The organism is Ureibacillus chungkukjangi, from assembly GCF_044795995.1.
Taxonomy (GTDB): domain Bacteria; phylum Bacillota; class Bacilli; order Bacillales_A; family Planococcaceae; genus Ureibacillus; species Ureibacillus chungkukjangi.
On record NZ_CP085009.1, the window covers coordinates 1149258 to 1165535 of the forward strand.

Here is a 16278-nt window from a genome sequence, read left to right on the forward strand (position 1 = left end):
TTTTATAATAGAGCAAAATTTCTTTTGTTGCAATGGCAACATTGTGTCAACCACTATATTATTGATATAATAGTACCAATAAATTTAAAAGGATAGGAACGAAATGAAAACTCTTTTTCGAATATTAATTGTCCTTTCTTTTCTTGCAATTATCTTTTTTTATTCTTCAAGCTCAGATAATTATCAACCTTTAGAGGGGCCCAATTCTACATCTCAAATTATTCCAAAAACAAGTAGTAACCAAGAAATCTCTCAGGACTCTTTACCTCGTCCAGAAGAAGGCTTATCAACCCTGATTGGTAAAAGTAGTGATGAGCTCAAAAAGCTGTATAAAGAACCTGCTCGTACTGATAAATCTGCCTATGGTTATGACTGGTGGATTTATAATCAAATTCCAACTCAGTTTATGATGTTTGCTGTTGCAAATGGTGTTGTAACGCAAGTGTATACCAATGCAAATGAATCTGATATAAGTCCCTATAAAATGGGCCAGACACTTGAAGACATTTATAGCATGACGATTATCGAATCAGAACTGAATGCAACGATTGAAAATAATATCTATAGTTTTACAATGAGTGAAGATGATATGAATACAAGAATTTTAACGAAATTCGGTGATATCTTTGCACAGCTTTATATCGATAGTGAAACTGGCATGTTAAGTGGAATTCGCTTTATGGATAGCAGAACACTAGTCATACATCGCCCATATGAGATGTCCTTTGTCGGTAAATTATTATCTCCTCCAAGTCCTACTTCCTATTTAATAGAAGAAAGTAATAAGGCAAATGCAACTATCATTTATGATTTACTAAATGTATTCCGAGTAAACAATAATTTACCTATTATTTCTGAGGAGGCTTCTTTAACATCAGTTGCTATGGAGCATAGTGAGGAGATGTATACCGAGAGTTATCTTTCACATGAATCACCAACTAAAGGCTCCTTAAAGGAAAGATTAGATTCAGAAGGAATCCAGTTTAAAAATGCAGAGGAAAATATTGCGACCTCTTATATTGATTCCATTGAAGCTGTTCATGGCTGGCTAAATTCTAGTACACACCGTAAGTACATGCTTGATGAAGCCTATACTCAAGTGGGGTCGGGAACGTTTATGAATTATTATACACAAATTTTTGTAGAAGAAGAAAAAAATGAAATAGAAGAATAGTGTGGTACCGGACCTCTTAGCTGAGTAAATTGGCTATAGAGGTTCTTTTTTTTGAAACGAAAAAATTTAAAGCCCACACAAATTTTAGTGTCACTATTCAAACCTAGGCATAAAATAGGGAAAAGGAGTGACAACTTGCAATTAGCAGAACTTTTAAAGGAATGGCCATGTACGGTAAAAGGTGGTTCTATTCGAGTTGAAGTAACTGGAATTGAGGATTTTGCACAAGGTGTAAAAGAAGGCGATTTATTCATCGTACGTAAAGGGCGAAAGTCTGATGGATTAAAATATGTCGATATGGCAATAAAAAATGGGGCAGTTGGAATTGTTATTGAAGATGAGAAACAGTTGGATTCATTAAAAATTTCTGTTCCTGTCATCTGGGTTCCAAACGTCTTAAAATTTATGTCATATGGTGCTGCAAAGCTAAATCGATTCCCAGCTGATGCAATGCAAGTTATAGCAATTACAGGTACGAACGGAAAAACAACAGTTAGTCATTTTATCGGACAGCTACTAAAAGCACTACATAAAAACGTAATAGTCATTGGAACAAACGGAATTTACATTAACGGCGTTGAAGTAAACATTGATTATGAGCATTTAACGACTCTTCAGCCAAAACATTTGCACAAAATTTTGAAAATCGCTGTCAGTCGTGGTGTTGAGTATGTTGTCCTAGAAGCATCCTCTATGGGCCTTGCAAAGCATCGCTTAGATGATTGTTCGATTGATATTGGAGTCTTTTTAAATTTAGCAGAAGACCATATAGAAGATCATGGTTCCTATGAAAAATATAAAGCAGCAAAACAATTGCTTGCTACACTTTCAGATCAACTCGTGTTAAATGGGGACGATTCTTTTTGTCGTACAGTCGGTTTGCAGGCGAAAAAGAAAAAAGCATATTTTGGCTTAGGTAATCGAGTGGATTATCAATTACAGCTTCTTGCAGAAGGACTATCAACTTCAACCTGCTGCTTGCAGAGTAATAAAGGGCAAAAGGTATTTTCCATTCCCTTTGTTGGGGAGCACCATTTACAAAATACCATTGCTGCCATTACAACTGTAAGTCAATTAGGTTTTGCGATAGAAGACATTTGCGATGTAGTTGAAAAACTAACTTTGCCAAATGGTCGATTAGAAACAATTGAAAATAATTTAGATGTAGATATTTATATTGATTATGCCCATACAGAGGCTGCTTTAAGAGCTGTTCTCCAAACATTAAACAAAACGGTCAAAAGAGATCTAATAGTGGTATTCAGCTGTGGCGGTGATCGAGATAAACACAAAAGAATTAAGATGGGGGCTGTCGCTTCCAAATATGCAGACTTAATCTATTTGACTACTGATAATCCACGTAGTGAAGACCCAGAACTTATCAATGCTCAGATTGCTGCAGGATTTTCGCCTAAGCAGAAATATGAAATGATACTAGATAGAGGAAAAGCAATCGAAACAGCCATTCGTCAAGCTAAGCCTGGGGATACGATATTAATAGCTGGAAAGGGTCACGAAACTACCCAAACTATTGGTTCAACAGAAATTGAATTCTCTGATTTTGAAAGCGTAAGGCTAACCCTGCAAAATTTATTAAATGACCATGTTGATTAATAAATAAGTGTCCCAGAGGTTTGGATAAACAAATCTTTGGGACATTTTTAAATCCCGTAATTTGGAGCCTTTTACAACAAAATTCTAAAACTCCATTAAAATTTATAACTTCTTAATACAAACTTTAATTAAATTCTGCTATGATTGGTAGTAGTAGATTGGAGGAAGTAATGATGATAATGACATCAGAATGGGCCTTCATTTTAGATGAAGCAGATGAATTGAGTGCAATGATCCTTTCTTCAGAACAAGCTCAAAAATTAAGCAATGCATATAACGATGTATATACAGATGATATTTTAGTTCATCAGATTTCTACATTTAACCGCATGAAAGAACAATATGAGGATGTCCAACGTTTTGGTAAATATCATCCTGATTATCATACAATTATGAAGCAAATTCGCCAGCAAAAAAGAAGTCTAGATTTAGACGAACGTGTTGCGAGTTTAAAGATAGCAGAAAACGATTTTCAAGATTTACTTGATGAAATCAGTCTAATTATTGGAAAGTCCGTTTCTGAAGCTGTCAAAGTGCCAGTAAGCAATCCATTCTTTGCAACTAGTGGGTCTTCCTGTGGAACAGGCTGTGGCACTGGTGGAGGCTGCTCTTGCTCAGCTTAAAAATCAACCGTCTCTAAAATTAGAGACGGTTTTTTCTTTTGGAATAGTTTGTACTCAATTAATAGCAAAGCACAACTAAAAAACCTCGCGGACAACCATCCACGAGGCAAATCAAAATTCTATTTATTCAGCTTCTGCTGCTTTCTCTTCTTGTATACTCTGAAGAACACTTACGGCGATATCTGGTCGGTCGGTTACGATGCCTTTTGCGCCATTTTCAATTAGGCTACGAATTGTTTCTTCATCATCAATCGTCCAGTAGTGCACAGGGATGTTGAGCTTTTCCAAAAAGGCGATAAATCGTGGAGAATCCAAGGAAACTCTGCCGTGCTTGGTTGGAATTTGAAATACATCCACCTTTGGATGATATAGATGGCCAAATTGGCTTGTGAATGCTGTAAAGGCTTTTCTTACATCATTCTCGCCTGCACCTAAGGCAACACGATTTTGTGCATATAAGTTAAAGCGGTCGACCTGTTCGCTAAAGAAGCTTGTTAACACAATGCGGTTTTGTGCATCGAATTCTTCAATAAGGCGCCATAATTTAGATGGCATTAAGCTGCCTTCATACGTATCTGGATGATCCTTAATATCGATGTTGATATACATATTAGGGAACACCTCTAACAATTCACGCAAACTTACGATTTCCACTTTTTCTTCTTTATATGGGGATTGCCCATCTAAATCTTCGAAATTATAGCCGAAATTTAGTTGTTTTAATTCCTCCAGGGTGAAATCTTTTATAGAACCAGTCCCGTCACTTGTACGATCCACTGTTTCGTCATGGAATACTACGATTTCTTCATCCTTAGTTAAACGTATATCAATTTCAAATCCATCTACACCGAGTGCCTGTGCTTTCTCGAAAGCCGGCATAGTATGCTCAGGAGCTAAGAGAGAGCCGCCGCGATGAGCAAGTACAATTGGTCGCCCGTATTGTAAAACTTCTTTATCGTCTCTTTTTTGAGGTTTTATAATTGCTTTACTGCCAGCCCAAGCTGCTGCACTGGCAGCTGCAATAGCAATAGCTACTTTTGTTTTTTTACCCATGGATATCCTCCTTAAATCCTGCCTTATCTTGTACAATAATCAAAACCTGTTTCCAGCAAATAATCCTCAGTTGAATGTAGCAGGGACTTCCCCTTAAAAAATTCTAAAGTCCATCTCTTTATTATAGAGGAGGTAAGATTTCTTCTACTGTTGTTATGAGCACAAGTAATAAATCTAATATAATTTTTATGTGTTCGCTTCAACACATAAGTAAATTTAAATGAAAGTAAAAGAATTGTAAACTCTCTACAAAGATTATAACGGAAATTATGCTTTAGTGTCACTAAACTCTGTTGCTATCAAAATTGACATTATGGTATTCTTTTATGTAAGAAATGAGGGAAGTGGAATGCAAGAACGACAAGGTTTAATTGTATACATTCATCAGTTGAAGCATGCCAAAAGTTTAAGAAAATATGGACATGTACATTATATTTCTCGAAAGTTAAAATATGTTGTTATTTATTGTAATCGTCAAGAAATTGAAGGAACGATAAATAAAATACAACGCCTTCCTTTTGTGAAAGACGTTGTAGAGTCGTTTCGTCCATTCTTGAAAACCGAGTTTGAAAATGCCAAACCAGATAAAGCGAAGGAATATGATTATAAAGTTGGTTTATAATCGTTCAATTAAATACAGAAGTATAGTAATTCGAAACAGTGTCTAGCTACAGGTGCTAACAGCTTTTCTTTATTGTTTTGGTGGGATAAAATGATTCATTCGTAAAATGCCAATTAAATGCTGGTAAAACAATACCGTTTCAGAAAATACTGAGGAATGTTTTACTTCCATTGGAATTGCTTTTTTACCTAGTTCATTTAAAGTTTCTTCAAAGATTTCAAGTCGTTTAGAAGGTTTTTCAGGATTATATGGAATACCTTCGCGACATACATATATCGGCATAAATTTACTTTCCCCTACCGGTTTTAACGCAACAGCAATGGAAGCAACCTGCACATCTCCTTTATTCGAGATAAAGATAAAGGCATGATGATATCTTTTTTCATTTGTTTTAATAAGTTCGCAAAGCTCATATATGTCTCCAAACCCGCGACCAAGTTCGATAAATTGTTGAATCAACTTTCACACATCCTTTCCGATAACAATAGTATCACGACGAAAGGGGGGAAGGCACATGAAATATGCAATAAGTTTTTTGGGAATTTTAATGCTCATAATTTGCGGAACGCTCTTCTTCCAGTATCACGTATTCTCTGACAAGCTTGAAGCTGGTGAAGGTGATTTTTCTTACACTCAGGAAATTGAAATTACATATCGAAGTGGAAGTTTAGATATTCGACAGCATTTTCATAATTTAGCGAACCAATCGATTGATATTACTTGGCCAAACTTAAGTGTAAGTGCAGATTGTTTCTTAGAATCTGAGACTAGCTGTGATCGCTTAAGTGAAGATAAAACAAAATTCGAGGCATTTGAAGGCAGAAATGCGTCTTTATCCTACATCATCCCATTAGAGGGTGGGCTAAAATCTAACCAACTTTTAAAGGATATTTTTGTTACTTTACAAAACGGGCATGCTGCATATACAACAGTTCATATCTCAACAGATAGTGATGTACAGGGGCAATGGATTACTGGGTTACCGTTAGTGGGTAGTCAATCGCTTACGCTTGTTAACTATTCGATGTTTGCCGGGACAGGTGAAATATCTGAAATCTATTGGCAAAATGGGGAATTCAATATTCACAAAGCGAATGATGCATTAACGATTTATGCAAAGAATCTATTAAGTTCAGAACTCAGTGAGCATGTGAGGGATTTAAAACTATTAAATGAAGATCATATTGATATTGTACAAGGGAAGAATATTTCGGCTCAGCAGGGGAAACGAATCCTATTTTTAGAAGAGCTGTCGATTGATTCTATTAATGAACAGGTCGTACTTTCACAGGTTAAATTACAATATGATTTAGAGGAAAGTCCGCAATGGTTAACTGAAGTCATTGCTTCATTTTTAACGGATTCAATAGTTGGAAGTAACAAATCTACTGAAATCGTTAATACCTTGAACAGTAAAATGACAGATACTCAAAGGGTGAGCTTTGTAGATATGCTGCAAGATGCGCATGGCACAAAGCTTTCTGCAAATGAATTAGACGAAATGTTAAAAGAGGTTTTTGGACTTCATACTGAATTTTTTGCCATGAATGAGACGACTGAACGTATTTTTCCGTTCTTATTCAATGACGAAAGAGAAGTAATTATTGAAGATGCACTAAACAATGAGGTAAGCGTTGTTTTAAAAGATAGCCAAGTTCTTTACTCTCTAGATCCAATTTTACAAAGCTTAGGCTATCAAACTTCAGTAGGCGAAAACGGCTATTATGTTCAAAATGAAGCGAAGAATTTTAGATTCCCTCAAGGCTATGGGTTTTATGTTTATAATAATCAGCGATATAATACAGTCTCGGACCCACTTACGCTAATAGCGGATAGCTATTACATCGAAGAGTCATGGCTACAAAGACTGTTTAATGTAAGCATCGAAAAAAGTGAAAAAACTATAACAATCAAACAGCAATAAGTTTGGGAATTTCACCTAAGCTTATTTCAAAGGCTACAGCAACTAAAACATAAATAAAAAGGCTTGGTGATAGAATGCGAGTTGTAGCAGGCGAAAGAAAAGGAATGCCTTTAAAAGCAATTACAGGCACAACAACAAGACCAACAACCGATAAAGTAAAGGAGTCTATTTTTAATATAATCGGACCTTTCTTTGATGGTGGGATTGTTTTAGATTTATTTGCAGGTAGTGGAGGGCTTGGCATCGAAACCTTAAGTAGAGGTGCTAGTAAAGCAATCTTTGTTGAGAAGGATGGTCGTGCATTTCAAACATTGCAGGAGAATATAAAAAAATGCCGGTATGAAGATGTATCAGAAACCTTTAAAACAGATGCCACTCGTGCTGTTAAAGGGCTACTAAAAAGAGATATTCAGTTGGATTATCTATTTTTAGACCCACCTTACCATAAAACGGAGTACTATGACTTACTAAATTCTTTAATAGAGAATGACAAACTATCTAGTGATGCCATCATTGTATGTGAGCATGCAGTAGAAGTAAATCTGCCGGAAAATTATGGTCCTTATACTTTAACAAGACAAGAAACGTACGGAAGTACCATAATATCAGTTTATAGAAATGTACTTTAGTGAAAATGCTAAAGGGAAATGGGGAGAAATCGTTGTCTGAAAAGATCGCAGTTGTACCGGGGAGTTTTGATCCAATTACAAATGGACATCTAGATATCATCAAACGTGCAGCAGATGTGTTCGACGTCATTTATGTTGCTGTTTTAAATAATTCTTCAAAGAAGCCTCTTTTTTCGATTGAGGAAAGAATGAGTCTTATTTCAGAAGTGACAAAGGATTTCCCAAATATTCGTATTGAAAGCTCCTCAGGCTTATTAATAGAATATGCAAGAGCTAAAAATGCTAAAGCAATCGTTCGTGGGCTACGTGCTATTTCGGATTTTGAATATGAAATGCAAATCACTTCCATGAACAAATTTTTAGATGATTCTATCGAAACCTTTTTCATCATGACAAAAAACCAATATTCTTTCTTAAGCTCAAGCATTGTTAAAGAGGTTGCACAATATGGTGGCACCGTTACTGGTTTAGTACCAGAAATTGTAGAAAATGCATTGCTAGAAAAGTTTAAGAAGTAAAATAAACGACAGATTCCTATAGCGGAGTCTGTCGTTTTATTTTTTTAAACCCCTCCCTCTCTATAGGAAGAGTAGGTAAAAAAGAGTTGGAATTAAAAATACATATAAGATTCTCATTAAAATATATGGCTTTAAGGACAAGTCTTCACCTTTTGCAATTACAGCAACCTGCATATGGATGCTTAAGCCCTGACTCGTTAAAAAGGTAGCCATCAGGACCAGAAGAATCGTATGGTGATTGGCGAAGAGTTCATGTCCAATTCGTAAACCGTTTGTCATTTCAAGCATTGCTGCAATAAGCAGCATGACATTATTATGTATGTCAGGAACAAAGCTTTTAACAGAATGCATGACAACCGTGTAAATTGTTGTGAAAAATATAATCGTCGCTCCAACTACTAGAACAGTTGGAATGCTATCCTTTACACTGCTTGTAAAAGGATTAGTCTGTTTTTCTGTAGATACAGTTTTGATTGGTTTTCCTTTATCCTCTCTACGAAAATAAAAAAATATACCGGTTAATACTAGAATTGAGACAATATGATATAACGATAAAAACTGCCAGCTAAAAGTTGTGTCATTTAATAAATCATTCCCTACAAAGCCCAATACGAATAAAGGGCTTGGACTATGACAAATACTTAATAGGATATTCGCTTCTCGAAGGGAAATTTGATTGCTTTTTTTTAAATAAGTAATCGTTGCAGCACCTGTCGGAAATCCCCCAAGAGCACTAATCCCATAGGTTTTAAAATAAAGCTTAAATCGTGAAGAAGAGTTACTTTTATTAGGTGTTAATCTGATAAACCATTGAGTTAAAATTAAATAGGGTAATAAGTAAGGGAATAAAGCCTCCATAAATAACTCGACACCTAGATCAGTACCTTCATGTGCGACTCCTGGAAAGAATAATAATAAACAGATTAAAGTAATACAGATAAATAAATAGAGTAGAGGAATAAGCATCATCTCTTTTCAAATTTTTGTTTTCCATTTCTGCAAATGCTAAACTAATATATGCGATGCTTTAAAATTTTAGTCTTAAAAGGTTACTAGTTGGAGGTGCTATACATATTGAAAAAATCGTTAGTTTCTATAATTATTCTGTTCATCGTAGTCTTTTTTCTAAGCTTTTATAGGCTTGACTACTATATTATGAAGCCTGGTAGCGCCTATGATGTAAGTCAATTTGTCACGGTTGAAGACGGTGAGAAAGACCATGAAGGAACCATGAGCTTGATGACAGTAGCAATGGCTGAAGCCACTCCTCTAACATATGCCATTTCGTATTTTAAAGAATTTGAGGAAACGTTCAAAGAAGAAGACGTACGACAAGAGGAAGAAGACGAAGAAGAGTACACTGTGCGTCAGTTAAAACTAATGACGGATTCTCAATTCAATGCACTCTATATTGCCTTTCAAAAAGCAAACCTGCCATATACAATCGAATACCACGGTGTAACGGTTCTAAATGTATTAGCTGAAGGTGCAGCTGATGGTGAGCTTGAAGCAGGAGATGAAATTGTTGAGGTGGACGGTGTCCTAATCGAAAAAGCACAGGAGCTTACACAGATATTAAGTACAAAAAAAGAAAATGATGTAGTCGAATTAGTAATCAATCGTCAAGATAAACTACTAGATCGCACACTCACGCTGAAACAAATCCCAGGCAGTGAAAAGGTTGGGATAGGGATCACATACTCTGAAAGCAAATTCATCAAAACAGAACCAAACGTAAAGGTTGATGCCGATAAAATCGGAGGACCATCCGCTGGATTAATGTTTACCTTGGAAATTTTAAACCAATTAATTGATGAAGATTTAACAAAGGGGTACAGTATCGCTGGTACTGGTGAAATGTATGAGGATGGCACGGTCGGCCGAATTGGTGGTATCGAGAAAAAAGTGGTGGCAGCAGATAAGGATGGGGTTGAAATCTTTTTCGCACCAGATGACGAAATTACTGAAGCGATGCTTAATGTGAATCCAGCTCTAAAATCCAATTACCAAGCCGCAGTTGAAACAGCCGAAAAAATCGACACGCAAATGGAAATCGTACCAGTCAAAACAATCGATGATGCCCTTAACTATATAGAAAAATTAAAACCAAAAGAAGAATAGAGCGGTTGGAGAAAAGGTTGGAGAAAAAGCATTTGCTTTTTCTCCATTATTTTTCATTTGTAATTATAAAATTCCGATTTGCGGATAACTTTCTGGCAGATTTACTGTTTTTTCAGTCTGTTGTTTGTACTGTTATTATACTTTATTGATTTTCGTGTAGGTATCATAAGAGGAGAAATTCCGGTTAATGTAGATATAGAGCACTTAAAAAGCAAATATAAGCGAAATTTAAGCGGAATTTTTCCGTCTATATGGCGGATAAGAAAGTATAAGATTTGAAGGAAATCCGCATAAGAAAAAACACAACTCGACCTATTCTAGTCGAGTTGTGTTTTTCTAATGTTAAAGAAATTATAACCTCCGATTTTTCGGATAACTTTCTGAAACTGACTTAATAGACTTTACAAGGGGACAAATGGAAGCCGAGGTTAACGGGAGGTGTCCCGGAAAGACAAACCGACGCTGCTTTCCGAGCGAAGTGTCCCGGCACTGCCCAAGCCGAGACAAACCGAAGTTGAATCCTAGTTAGCTCACTCCCGTTATTCTCCCATCCCCATTCAATCCAGCATCCTTACACCCGAATCGGAGGTGTCTGATAGTCACTTGCAATTTGCTTGCCTAATGCTAATTCTACGCCAAGTGCATACATGTCTGTTGCACGGATGTCTAGCTGTAGCATCGGGTCGTTCGTGGATGCCACACGGCTGATTAGTGGCAGCTGAAATTGCTTTTTATTTTGTGATAGATAGGCTTGTCCATTTTTAGTCATGCCTAATAATCGAATATAGGATGGCATTTTGGAATAGTGCAATTGTTCCTTTGTGATACCAGTATAGATATGTGTCACCATTCGCTGGAGTCTTGTCCAAGTATAGCGTTTTGACTTGATTTGATTCATAAATTGACTAAAGGTTTCACTTTTTTTAGCTGCCTTGACTAAAGCAAATTCGATGCCCTCGCTCACATCAGCAAATTGAGTGAGCTGCTCTGGCGTGTTTCGCAAAATGGAAAAGCGAAGGTAAGGCCAAAATGTTTCCCAGTTGATAAAGGAAGCATACTTATTTTGCCAGCTTTCCATCTGGTTATATGACTCGTCAGGAACAAATTGTTTAATTTCATGAAGCGAGTGCTGCTCAAATAGAGCCTTTCTTATGCCAGTTGCACTTGCTATTGTAGATTGGGTGTTAATGTCATCATGAAATCCAGCTTGTATTCTCGGGATTGTCATAGGCTCTATTTCAAGTTTTAATCGCTTGGCAGCTTCAATATAGTGATAGCCTAAAATATTATTTGGCTGTGATAAATCGATTGTCTGATTCTCTTCATTTTGACGAAGTTCCTCGTATGCCTTGTATAAACTTTGGGGATAACTAATTCCAGTTGTAACATACTGTTTAATCAGAGCATTATATTGTTCTTCGTGCTTCTTTAATAAATGAAAGGTGTTTAAAAAAGGATCTATAGAGCCCTCCTCACTTCCAAATGCAAATTTGGTACAGCCAATAGCCTCTAACAGTTGAATAGCGCCCTCTGCAAAGGAAGTAGCATGTCCAGTACAAAACACATAAGGGAGCTCTATTACAAGATCTACACCGTTGTTTAAAGCCATCTTGGTACGGTGCCATTTGTCTAACAAAGCAGGCTCACCACGTTGTAAAAAGTGACCGCTCATCACAGCGATAACGACATCAGCATTTGCTTTGCTTTTTGATTGACTTATATGATAAAAATGTCCATTATGAAATGGATTATACTCAACAACCACACCAACAGCCTTCATTATGTTACACTCCTAAGTAGGAAGATTTTTAAAGCATTAACTGAGTAATTTCTTGGAAAAGAAGTAAAAATAAGAAATTAGCTGAAACTATTTTAATAATTTCCTTTTTCTAACGTTTTTCTTCAATTATTTAAAATTATATTACTCATTTTGTATAGTGACAAGAAAATATCTTGACATCTAAAAATACACATTATATAATCAACATTGTTGTCTCGAGGTGATTAGTGAATGAAATGGTCAATTCATCAATTATCGAAGTATCGCCAAAATGGGATGCCGATTGATGCAGAAGTACAATTGGATGATGTAATGAAACGAAACAAAGAAATTCGTCATATTTCACCCGTTCATGTAAAAGGACACTGTACTTTCGGTGCATCGCAAATGACATGTCAGTTTACGATGACAGCTACATTAACTCTACCATGTTCTAGAACATGGGAAGATGTTGAATACCCGATTGAAGTCGATGCAGTTGAAATTTTCAGCTGGATAGATCCTGAGCATCGTGGAAATGACGATGAAGATATACATTATATTGATGGTGACGTGATCGACTTTAAACCAGTTTTAGAGGAACTAGTACTACTTGAAGTGCCTATGCAAATTTTTAAAGAGGATACTGAAGGAAAAGTACAGGGAGGCAAAAACTGGAGTTATTTAACTGATGAAGATGTGGCTCGTCAAAACGAAAATGACGAACCAAAAGTGGATCCAAGACTGGCTGATTTAGCTAAGTATTTTGATCAAACAGATGAATAGATAATCTGTAAGGAGGTGCCAATAATGGCTGTACCGTTTAGAAGAACTTCTAAAACTGCAAAAAGAAAGCGTCGTACGCATTTCAAATTATCTGTACCTGGTATGGTAGCATGCCCAAACTGTGGTGAAGCTACTTTATCTCACCACGTATGTAAAGCTTGTGGTCACTACAAAGGTAAAGAAGTAGTTAGTAAATAATTCAGTATTTACTAATAATAAGGCTATTAGAGAGGCCATGGCTCTCTAGTAGCCTTTTTTAATTTTTATGGACTTTTATAGAAAACCTAAAAGCCTCCCTCGACCTACCAAGCTTGTAAAATCCAATTGTCTCCTTTACTATTTAATAAAGATGTCTATTTATTCCATAAGTATCCATAAAGGGGATGGTAAGTGTGGCTTACAAAATAGAAAATAACGAGGGGATTGTTACTTTTACGATTGACCGCGAGGAAAAACGGAATGCGGTTAATGATGAAGTGATGGAAGGCTTGAAGAAGGTTATTACATATATTAAAGAGCACAATGAAGTGAAATTTCTAGTAATTACTGGTAGTGGCGAACAGGCTTTTTGCTCGGGTGGAGATTTGTCGGAGTTTCATCTTTTGAAAACTGAGGAACAAGCCTTTGGAATGTTAAGTAAGATGGGCAATATCTTATACGAATTAGCGACATTACCTGTACCAACGATTGCATTGGTAAATGGAGCTGCTGTTGGTGGAGGCTGTGAAATTGCGACCGCTTGTGATTTTAGACTTGTGGCCAGTCATGCAAGATGTGGTTTTATACAAGGTACCTTAGCGATTACAAGCGGATGGGGTGGAGGAACCTATTTGTTAGAGAGAAGGCTCAGGTACGACCAAGCCTTAAAAATGCTCATAGATTCGAAAAAATACGATGCAGCTCATCTCCATGAAATCGGCTGGGCAACACAGGTTTTCGAAGGCTCCAAGGACCAAGCCTTAGAGGAGTTTATTTTTGATATAAGAAAAATCCATCCAGAGGTTCACCAGGCATATAAGCAAATAGAGCTTCGAAAATGGCAGGAGCGCAATATTTATGAGCGAGTGATGCAGGAGATTCGGTTATGTGCAAAACTATGGGAAAGTGATGCACACAATGAAGCTGTTAATCGATTTTTAAATAAATCCAAATAAAAATTGGGTATTCTTCTGTCATAGAGGATGGCTGACTCACTCTTTTTGGTAAAAAGGTGGTAGAAGGAAATTTAATACGATTTATCCTTTTTCTATTGTTTGTTATTCTATTTAATCTATTTACCTGCATATAGTAGTAAAAAATGCGAGGTGATAGATATGGATGGAAAAAGACGTAAGGATCAATGGACGGCCGATGATGATGAAAAATTAGCTGAAATTGTTATTCAGGCTGTTCAAAATGGTAAAACACAGCTTGAGGCTTTTGCTGAGGCTGCAAGTATATTAAATCGAACAAAGCAAGCGTGTGGCTTCCGCTGGAACAAAACACTTAGACAGCAATATGGGCAAATGCTAAACAGTGTTCGAAAGCGTCCTAAGCAATTAATGCGTAGCCATTTAAAACTAGCACTAAATAGTTTCGATGAGCTTACAGAAGCTTATAACGAGCTAGAAGTTAGATATCGAGAATTACAAACAGAACACGAAAAGATCCTAAAATGGCTTCAACAGGGTTCTGTTTTTATGGAACACCAGAAATAATAGATTGATAAATTGGTATCTTTAAATTGAAGGGTCAAAGGATGATTAGCCGCTGCTTTTGTTTTTGGAGATTTGAAGTCAAATCGAAGGTGCCATGTTAAATGAGAACGATTTTATTTTTTATTTAATTAAGAAACACATCAATGTATTCAGGGTCGCCTAAATGAGAATAAGTAGCTAAACGAAGTTGCTTTAAAACAAATGGGCGGCACAAAAATGCATTTTATATAGATGTGATCGTTTAAGAAGGTGTGTTACATCCGACAGGTATAATTTTTTGTTCTTATTCTTATAATGTTGTTATCGGATTTTAACATATACCTAAAAGTGGTAATAAATTTTATGAAACATATCGTAAATACTTAAAGCATCCATTATAATTATGTAAAACAAGGTCTGCCATTTGGTAGGCCTTTAATTTTCGTTACGCATTTCAAAGGAAAAGAGGGTGGGTTCATTGGAGATTGTAGTGCTTGGTGCTGGTTCTATTGGGATGCTGATGACTAGCTTTTTGTCAGAATTTAATGATAGAGTAACTCTAATCGTCCATAGAGAAGAACAGGCTAGAAATCTGGAGCAATCTGGGCTTGTCCGTAAAAATATTGACGGTACACTTACAAAGTCTGTCATTAAGGCGAGAACTGATTTCTACAATCTGTCTAAGGATTCAGTAGTAATTATTGCAGTGAAATATGGACAATTACATCAGATTTATGAGACATTACATACTTTAGATTCTTCTATTCCACTCCTTTTCCTACAAAACGGTTTAGCTCATTTTGAGGAAGCGAAATCTTTGCCTCAACAATCAATTGCCTTTGGTTCATGTCAGTTTGGTGCGCAACGTGAAAATGATACAACGGTTCTTCATCGTGGACAAGGCATTTTAAAAATTGCTGTTGAAAAAGGGGATGCCAGTCCATATATGTTCTTGCCGGACAGTACAAGCCCATTATTTCAGGTTGAATTTGTCAAGAGTGCAGAGAAAATGCTTTTCGAGAAAGCGCTGCTGAATTGTTTTATAAATCCTTTAACAGCCCTGTTAGAGGTGAAGAATGGAATACTAGTAGAAAATCCGCAAACTTATAAGCTGCTAGGAAAATTATATGATGAACTGTTTACGGCTTTCCCAGAAGATATGGCACAGCTTTCTTTTCCTGACGTTGAAGGCTTATGCAGGAGAACGGCGACCAATACGTCTTCGATGCTAGGAGATATTTTAAGCTTTAAACCGACTGAGATTGAAACCATTGTCGGGGCTGTTATTGAAAGAGCAGTTAAAAATGGAAAAAGACTACCAATGTTAGAAACCTTGTATTTATTAGTTTTAGCAAAGGAAGGAAGGAGTGATAAAATGTGAAGATGCTGTTTCATTATTTAGTGAGTATTATTATCTTTTTCCCTATAATTCTATTTATCATTACATATTTTTTAGGGCGTAAAGGGAAAAAGAGCAGAGTGAAATCATTCGGGTTGGCAAGTGATGTAACAACTGTCGTATTGTTCTTCTCAGTACCCCTTTCCATTTCGAGCCTTTGGGAGAAAAATTATAATATTATCATTCTTATTATCGCAATAGTTATCGCGATGATTTTTACATACATAGATTGGCGCACAAAAAAAGAAATTGAAGTATTAAGGTTGATTAAAAAGACATGGAGATTATACTTTATTCTGCTAACTATTGCCTTTGTTGTAATATGGATTGTTGGGTTGATACAAAGTATAATTGAATATGCTTTTAGTTAAAGATAAGCA

At 36.2% G+C, this 16278-nt stretch carries 18 protein-coding genes; 14 read left to right on the forward strand and 4 right to left on the reverse strand.

The genetic code is table 11. The features are described from left to right. Positions 1-103: 103 nt before the first annotated feature. From LG296_RS05685 to LG296_RS05695, 3 genes are all read left to right on the forward strand, one after another. Positions 104-1174, forward strand: a complete 1071-nt coding sequence (locus tag LG296_RS05685; protein WP_107933802.1) for a CAP domain-containing protein — start codon at positions 104-106, stop codon at positions 1172-1174. 135 nt (positions 1175-1309) lie between these two features. Next, positions 1310-2788, forward strand: coding sequence for a UDP-N-acetylmuramoyl-L-alanyl-D-glutamate--2,6-diaminopimelate ligase (locus tag LG296_RS05690; RefSeq protein ID WP_107933803.1), 1479 nt, complete (start codon positions 1310-1312; stop codon positions 2786-2788). Positions 2789-2961: 173 nt separating this feature from the next. Then, positions 2962-3411 (forward strand): YlbF family regulator, encoded by a 450-nt coding sequence (locus tag LG296_RS05695; RefSeq protein WP_107933805.1) that lies wholly within the window; start codon positions 2962-2964, stop codon positions 3409-3411. 123 nt (positions 3412-3534) lie between these two features. Here LG296_RS05695 and LG296_RS05700 read toward each other — a convergent pair whose 3' ends face one another. Beyond that, on the reverse strand, positions 3535-4464 hold the full coding sequence (locus LG296_RS05700; protein ID WP_107933807.1) for a glycerophosphodiester phosphodiesterase: 930 nt from the start codon (positions 4462-4464) through the stop codon (positions 3535-3537). Between the two features lie 349 nt (positions 4465-4813). Between LG296_RS05700 and LG296_RS05705 the strand changes: the two genes are divergently transcribed. Continuing rightward, positions 4814-5086, forward strand: coding sequence for a YlbG family protein (locus LG296_RS05705; RefSeq protein WP_107933808.1), 273 nt, complete (start codon positions 4814-4816; stop codon positions 5084-5086). 69 nt (positions 5087-5155) lie between these two features. Here LG296_RS05705 and LG296_RS05710 read toward each other — a convergent pair whose 3' ends face one another. Further along, entirely contained in the window at positions 5156-5545 is a 390-nt protein-coding gene (locus LG296_RS05710) for a methylthioribose kinase (RefSeq protein WP_107933810.1), read from the reverse strand. 55 nt (positions 5546-5600) lie between these two features. On the opposite strand from LG296_RS05710, the gene LG296_RS05715 reads away from it, so the two are divergent. The 3 genes from LG296_RS05715 to coaD all read left to right on the forward strand — a co-directional run bounded on the left by LG296_RS05715 (position 5601) and on the right by coaD (position 8157). Further along, complete coding sequence (locus LG296_RS05715; protein ID WP_107933812.1) at positions 5601-7010, forward strand: RNA polymerase II; 1410 nt, start codon at positions 5601-5603, stop codon at positions 7008-7010. 74 nt (positions 7011-7084) lie between these two features. Further along, a complete protein-coding gene (gene rsmD / locus LG296_RS05720) occupies positions 7085-7639 on the forward strand; it encodes a 16S rRNA (guanine(966)-N(2))-methyltransferase RsmD (protein ID WP_107933814.1) in 555 nt (184 codons plus the stop codon). Positions 7640-7671: 32 nt separating this feature from the next. Next, positions 7672-8157: a pantetheine-phosphate adenylyltransferase gene (gene coaD / locus LG296_RS05725; RefSeq protein WP_107933816.1), complete on the forward strand. Its 486-nt coding sequence runs from the start codon at positions 7672-7674 to the stop codon at positions 8155-8157. Between the two features lie 60 nt (positions 8158-8217). Here coaD and LG296_RS05730 read toward each other — a convergent pair whose 3' ends face one another. After that, positions 8218-9126 (reverse strand): hypothetical protein, encoded by a 909-nt coding sequence (locus LG296_RS05730; RefSeq protein WP_404427652.1) that lies wholly within the window; start codon positions 9124-9126, stop codon positions 8218-8220. A 102-nt stretch (positions 9127-9228) separates the two neighbouring features. Here LG296_RS05730 and LG296_RS05735 point away from each other — a divergent pair, with 102 nt between their 5' ends. Beyond that, positions 9229-10278 carry a SepM family pheromone-processing serine protease gene (locus tag LG296_RS05735; RefSeq protein ID WP_404427968.1) on the forward strand — a complete coding sequence of 350 codons (1050 nt, stop codon included), beginning with the start codon at positions 9229-9231 and terminating at the stop codon, positions 10276-10278. A 571-nt stretch (positions 10279-10849) separates the two neighbouring features. Here LG296_RS05735 and LG296_RS05740 read toward each other — a convergent pair. Continuing rightward, positions 10850-12058: a nucleotidyltransferase gene (locus tag LG296_RS05740; RefSeq protein ID WP_107933819.1), complete on the reverse strand. Its 1209-nt coding sequence runs from the start codon at positions 12056-12058 to the stop codon at positions 10850-10852. Positions 12059-12289: 231 nt separating this feature from the next. Between LG296_RS05740 and LG296_RS05745 the strand changes: the two genes are divergently transcribed. From LG296_RS05745 to LG296_RS05770, 6 genes are all read left to right on the forward strand, one after another. Continuing rightward, positions 12290-12823 carry a DUF177 domain-containing protein gene (locus tag LG296_RS05745; RefSeq protein ID WP_107933822.1) on the forward strand — a complete coding sequence of 178 codons (534 nt, stop codon included), beginning with the start codon at positions 12290-12292 and terminating at the stop codon, positions 12821-12823. Between the two features lie 24 nt (positions 12824-12847). After that, positions 12848-13021: a 50S ribosomal protein L32 gene (gene rpmF / locus LG296_RS05750; RefSeq protein WP_107933823.1), complete on the forward strand. Its 174-nt coding sequence runs from the start codon at positions 12848-12850 to the stop codon at positions 13019-13021. Between the two features lie 194 nt (positions 13022-13215). Then, positions 13216-13977 (forward strand): enoyl-CoA hydratase/isomerase family protein, encoded by a 762-nt coding sequence (locus tag LG296_RS05755; RefSeq protein WP_107933825.1) that lies wholly within the window; start codon positions 13216-13218, stop codon positions 13975-13977. 159 nt (positions 13978-14136) lie between these two features. Next, complete coding sequence (locus tag LG296_RS05760; protein WP_107933827.1) at positions 14137-14520, forward strand: transcriptional regulator; 384 nt, start codon at positions 14137-14139, stop codon at positions 14518-14520. A 457-nt stretch (positions 14521-14977) separates the two neighbouring features. Further along, positions 14978-15880, forward strand: a complete 903-nt coding sequence (locus tag LG296_RS05765; protein ID WP_107933829.1) for a ketopantoate reductase family protein — start codon at positions 14978-14980, stop codon at positions 15878-15880. A gap of 2 nt (positions 15881-15882) precedes the next feature. Beyond that, positions 15883-16269: a DUF3397 family protein gene (locus tag LG296_RS05770; protein ID WP_235867598.1), complete on the forward strand. Its 387-nt coding sequence runs from the start codon at positions 15883-15885 to the stop codon at positions 16267-16269. Positions 16270-16278 lie beyond the last annotated feature (9 nt).

Coding starts and splice junctions, on each gene's coding strand:
- LG296_RS05715 (WP_107933812.1), top strand. CDS start 5,601: ATGAAATATGCAATAAGTTTTTTGGGAATTTTAATGCTCATAATTTGC.
- LG296_RS05730 (WP_404427652.1), bottom strand. CDS start 9,126: ATGATGCTTATTCCTCTACTCTATTTATTTATCTGTATTACTTTAATC.
- rpmF (WP_107933823.1), top strand. CDS start 12,848: ATGGCTGTACCGTTTAGAAGAACTTCTAAAACTGCAAAAAGAAAGCGT.
- LG296_RS05770 (WP_235867598.1), top strand. CDS start 15,883: ATGCTGTTTCATTATTTAGTGAGTATTATTATCTTTTTCCCTATAATT.
- LG296_RS05700 (WP_107933807.1), bottom strand. CDS start 4,464: ATGGGTAAAAAAACAAAAGTAGCTATTGCTATTGCAGCTGCCAGTGCA.
- rsmD (WP_107933814.1), top strand. CDS start 7,085: ATGCGAGTTGTAGCAGGCGAAAGAAAAGGAATGCCTTTAAAAGCAATT.
- LG296_RS05740 (WP_107933819.1), bottom strand. CDS start 12,058: ATGAAGGCTGTTGGTGTGGTTGTTGAGTATAATCCATTTCATAATGGA.
- LG296_RS05685 (WP_107933802.1), top strand. CDS start 104: ATGAAAACTCTTTTTCGAATATTAATTGTCCTTTCTTTTCTTGCAATT.
- LG296_RS05745 (WP_107933822.1), top strand. CDS start 12,290: ATGAAATGGTCAATTCATCAATTATCGAAGTATCGCCAAAATGGGATG.
- LG296_RS05705 (WP_107933808.1), top strand. CDS start 4,814: ATGCAAGAACGACAAGGTTTAATTGTATACATTCATCAGTTGAAGCAT.
- LG296_RS05760 (WP_107933827.1), top strand. CDS start 14,137: ATGGATGGAAAAAGACGTAAGGATCAATGGACGGCCGATGATGATGAA.
- LG296_RS05695 (WP_107933805.1), top strand. CDS start 2,962: ATGATAATGACATCAGAATGGGCCTTCATTTTAGATGAAGCAGATGAA.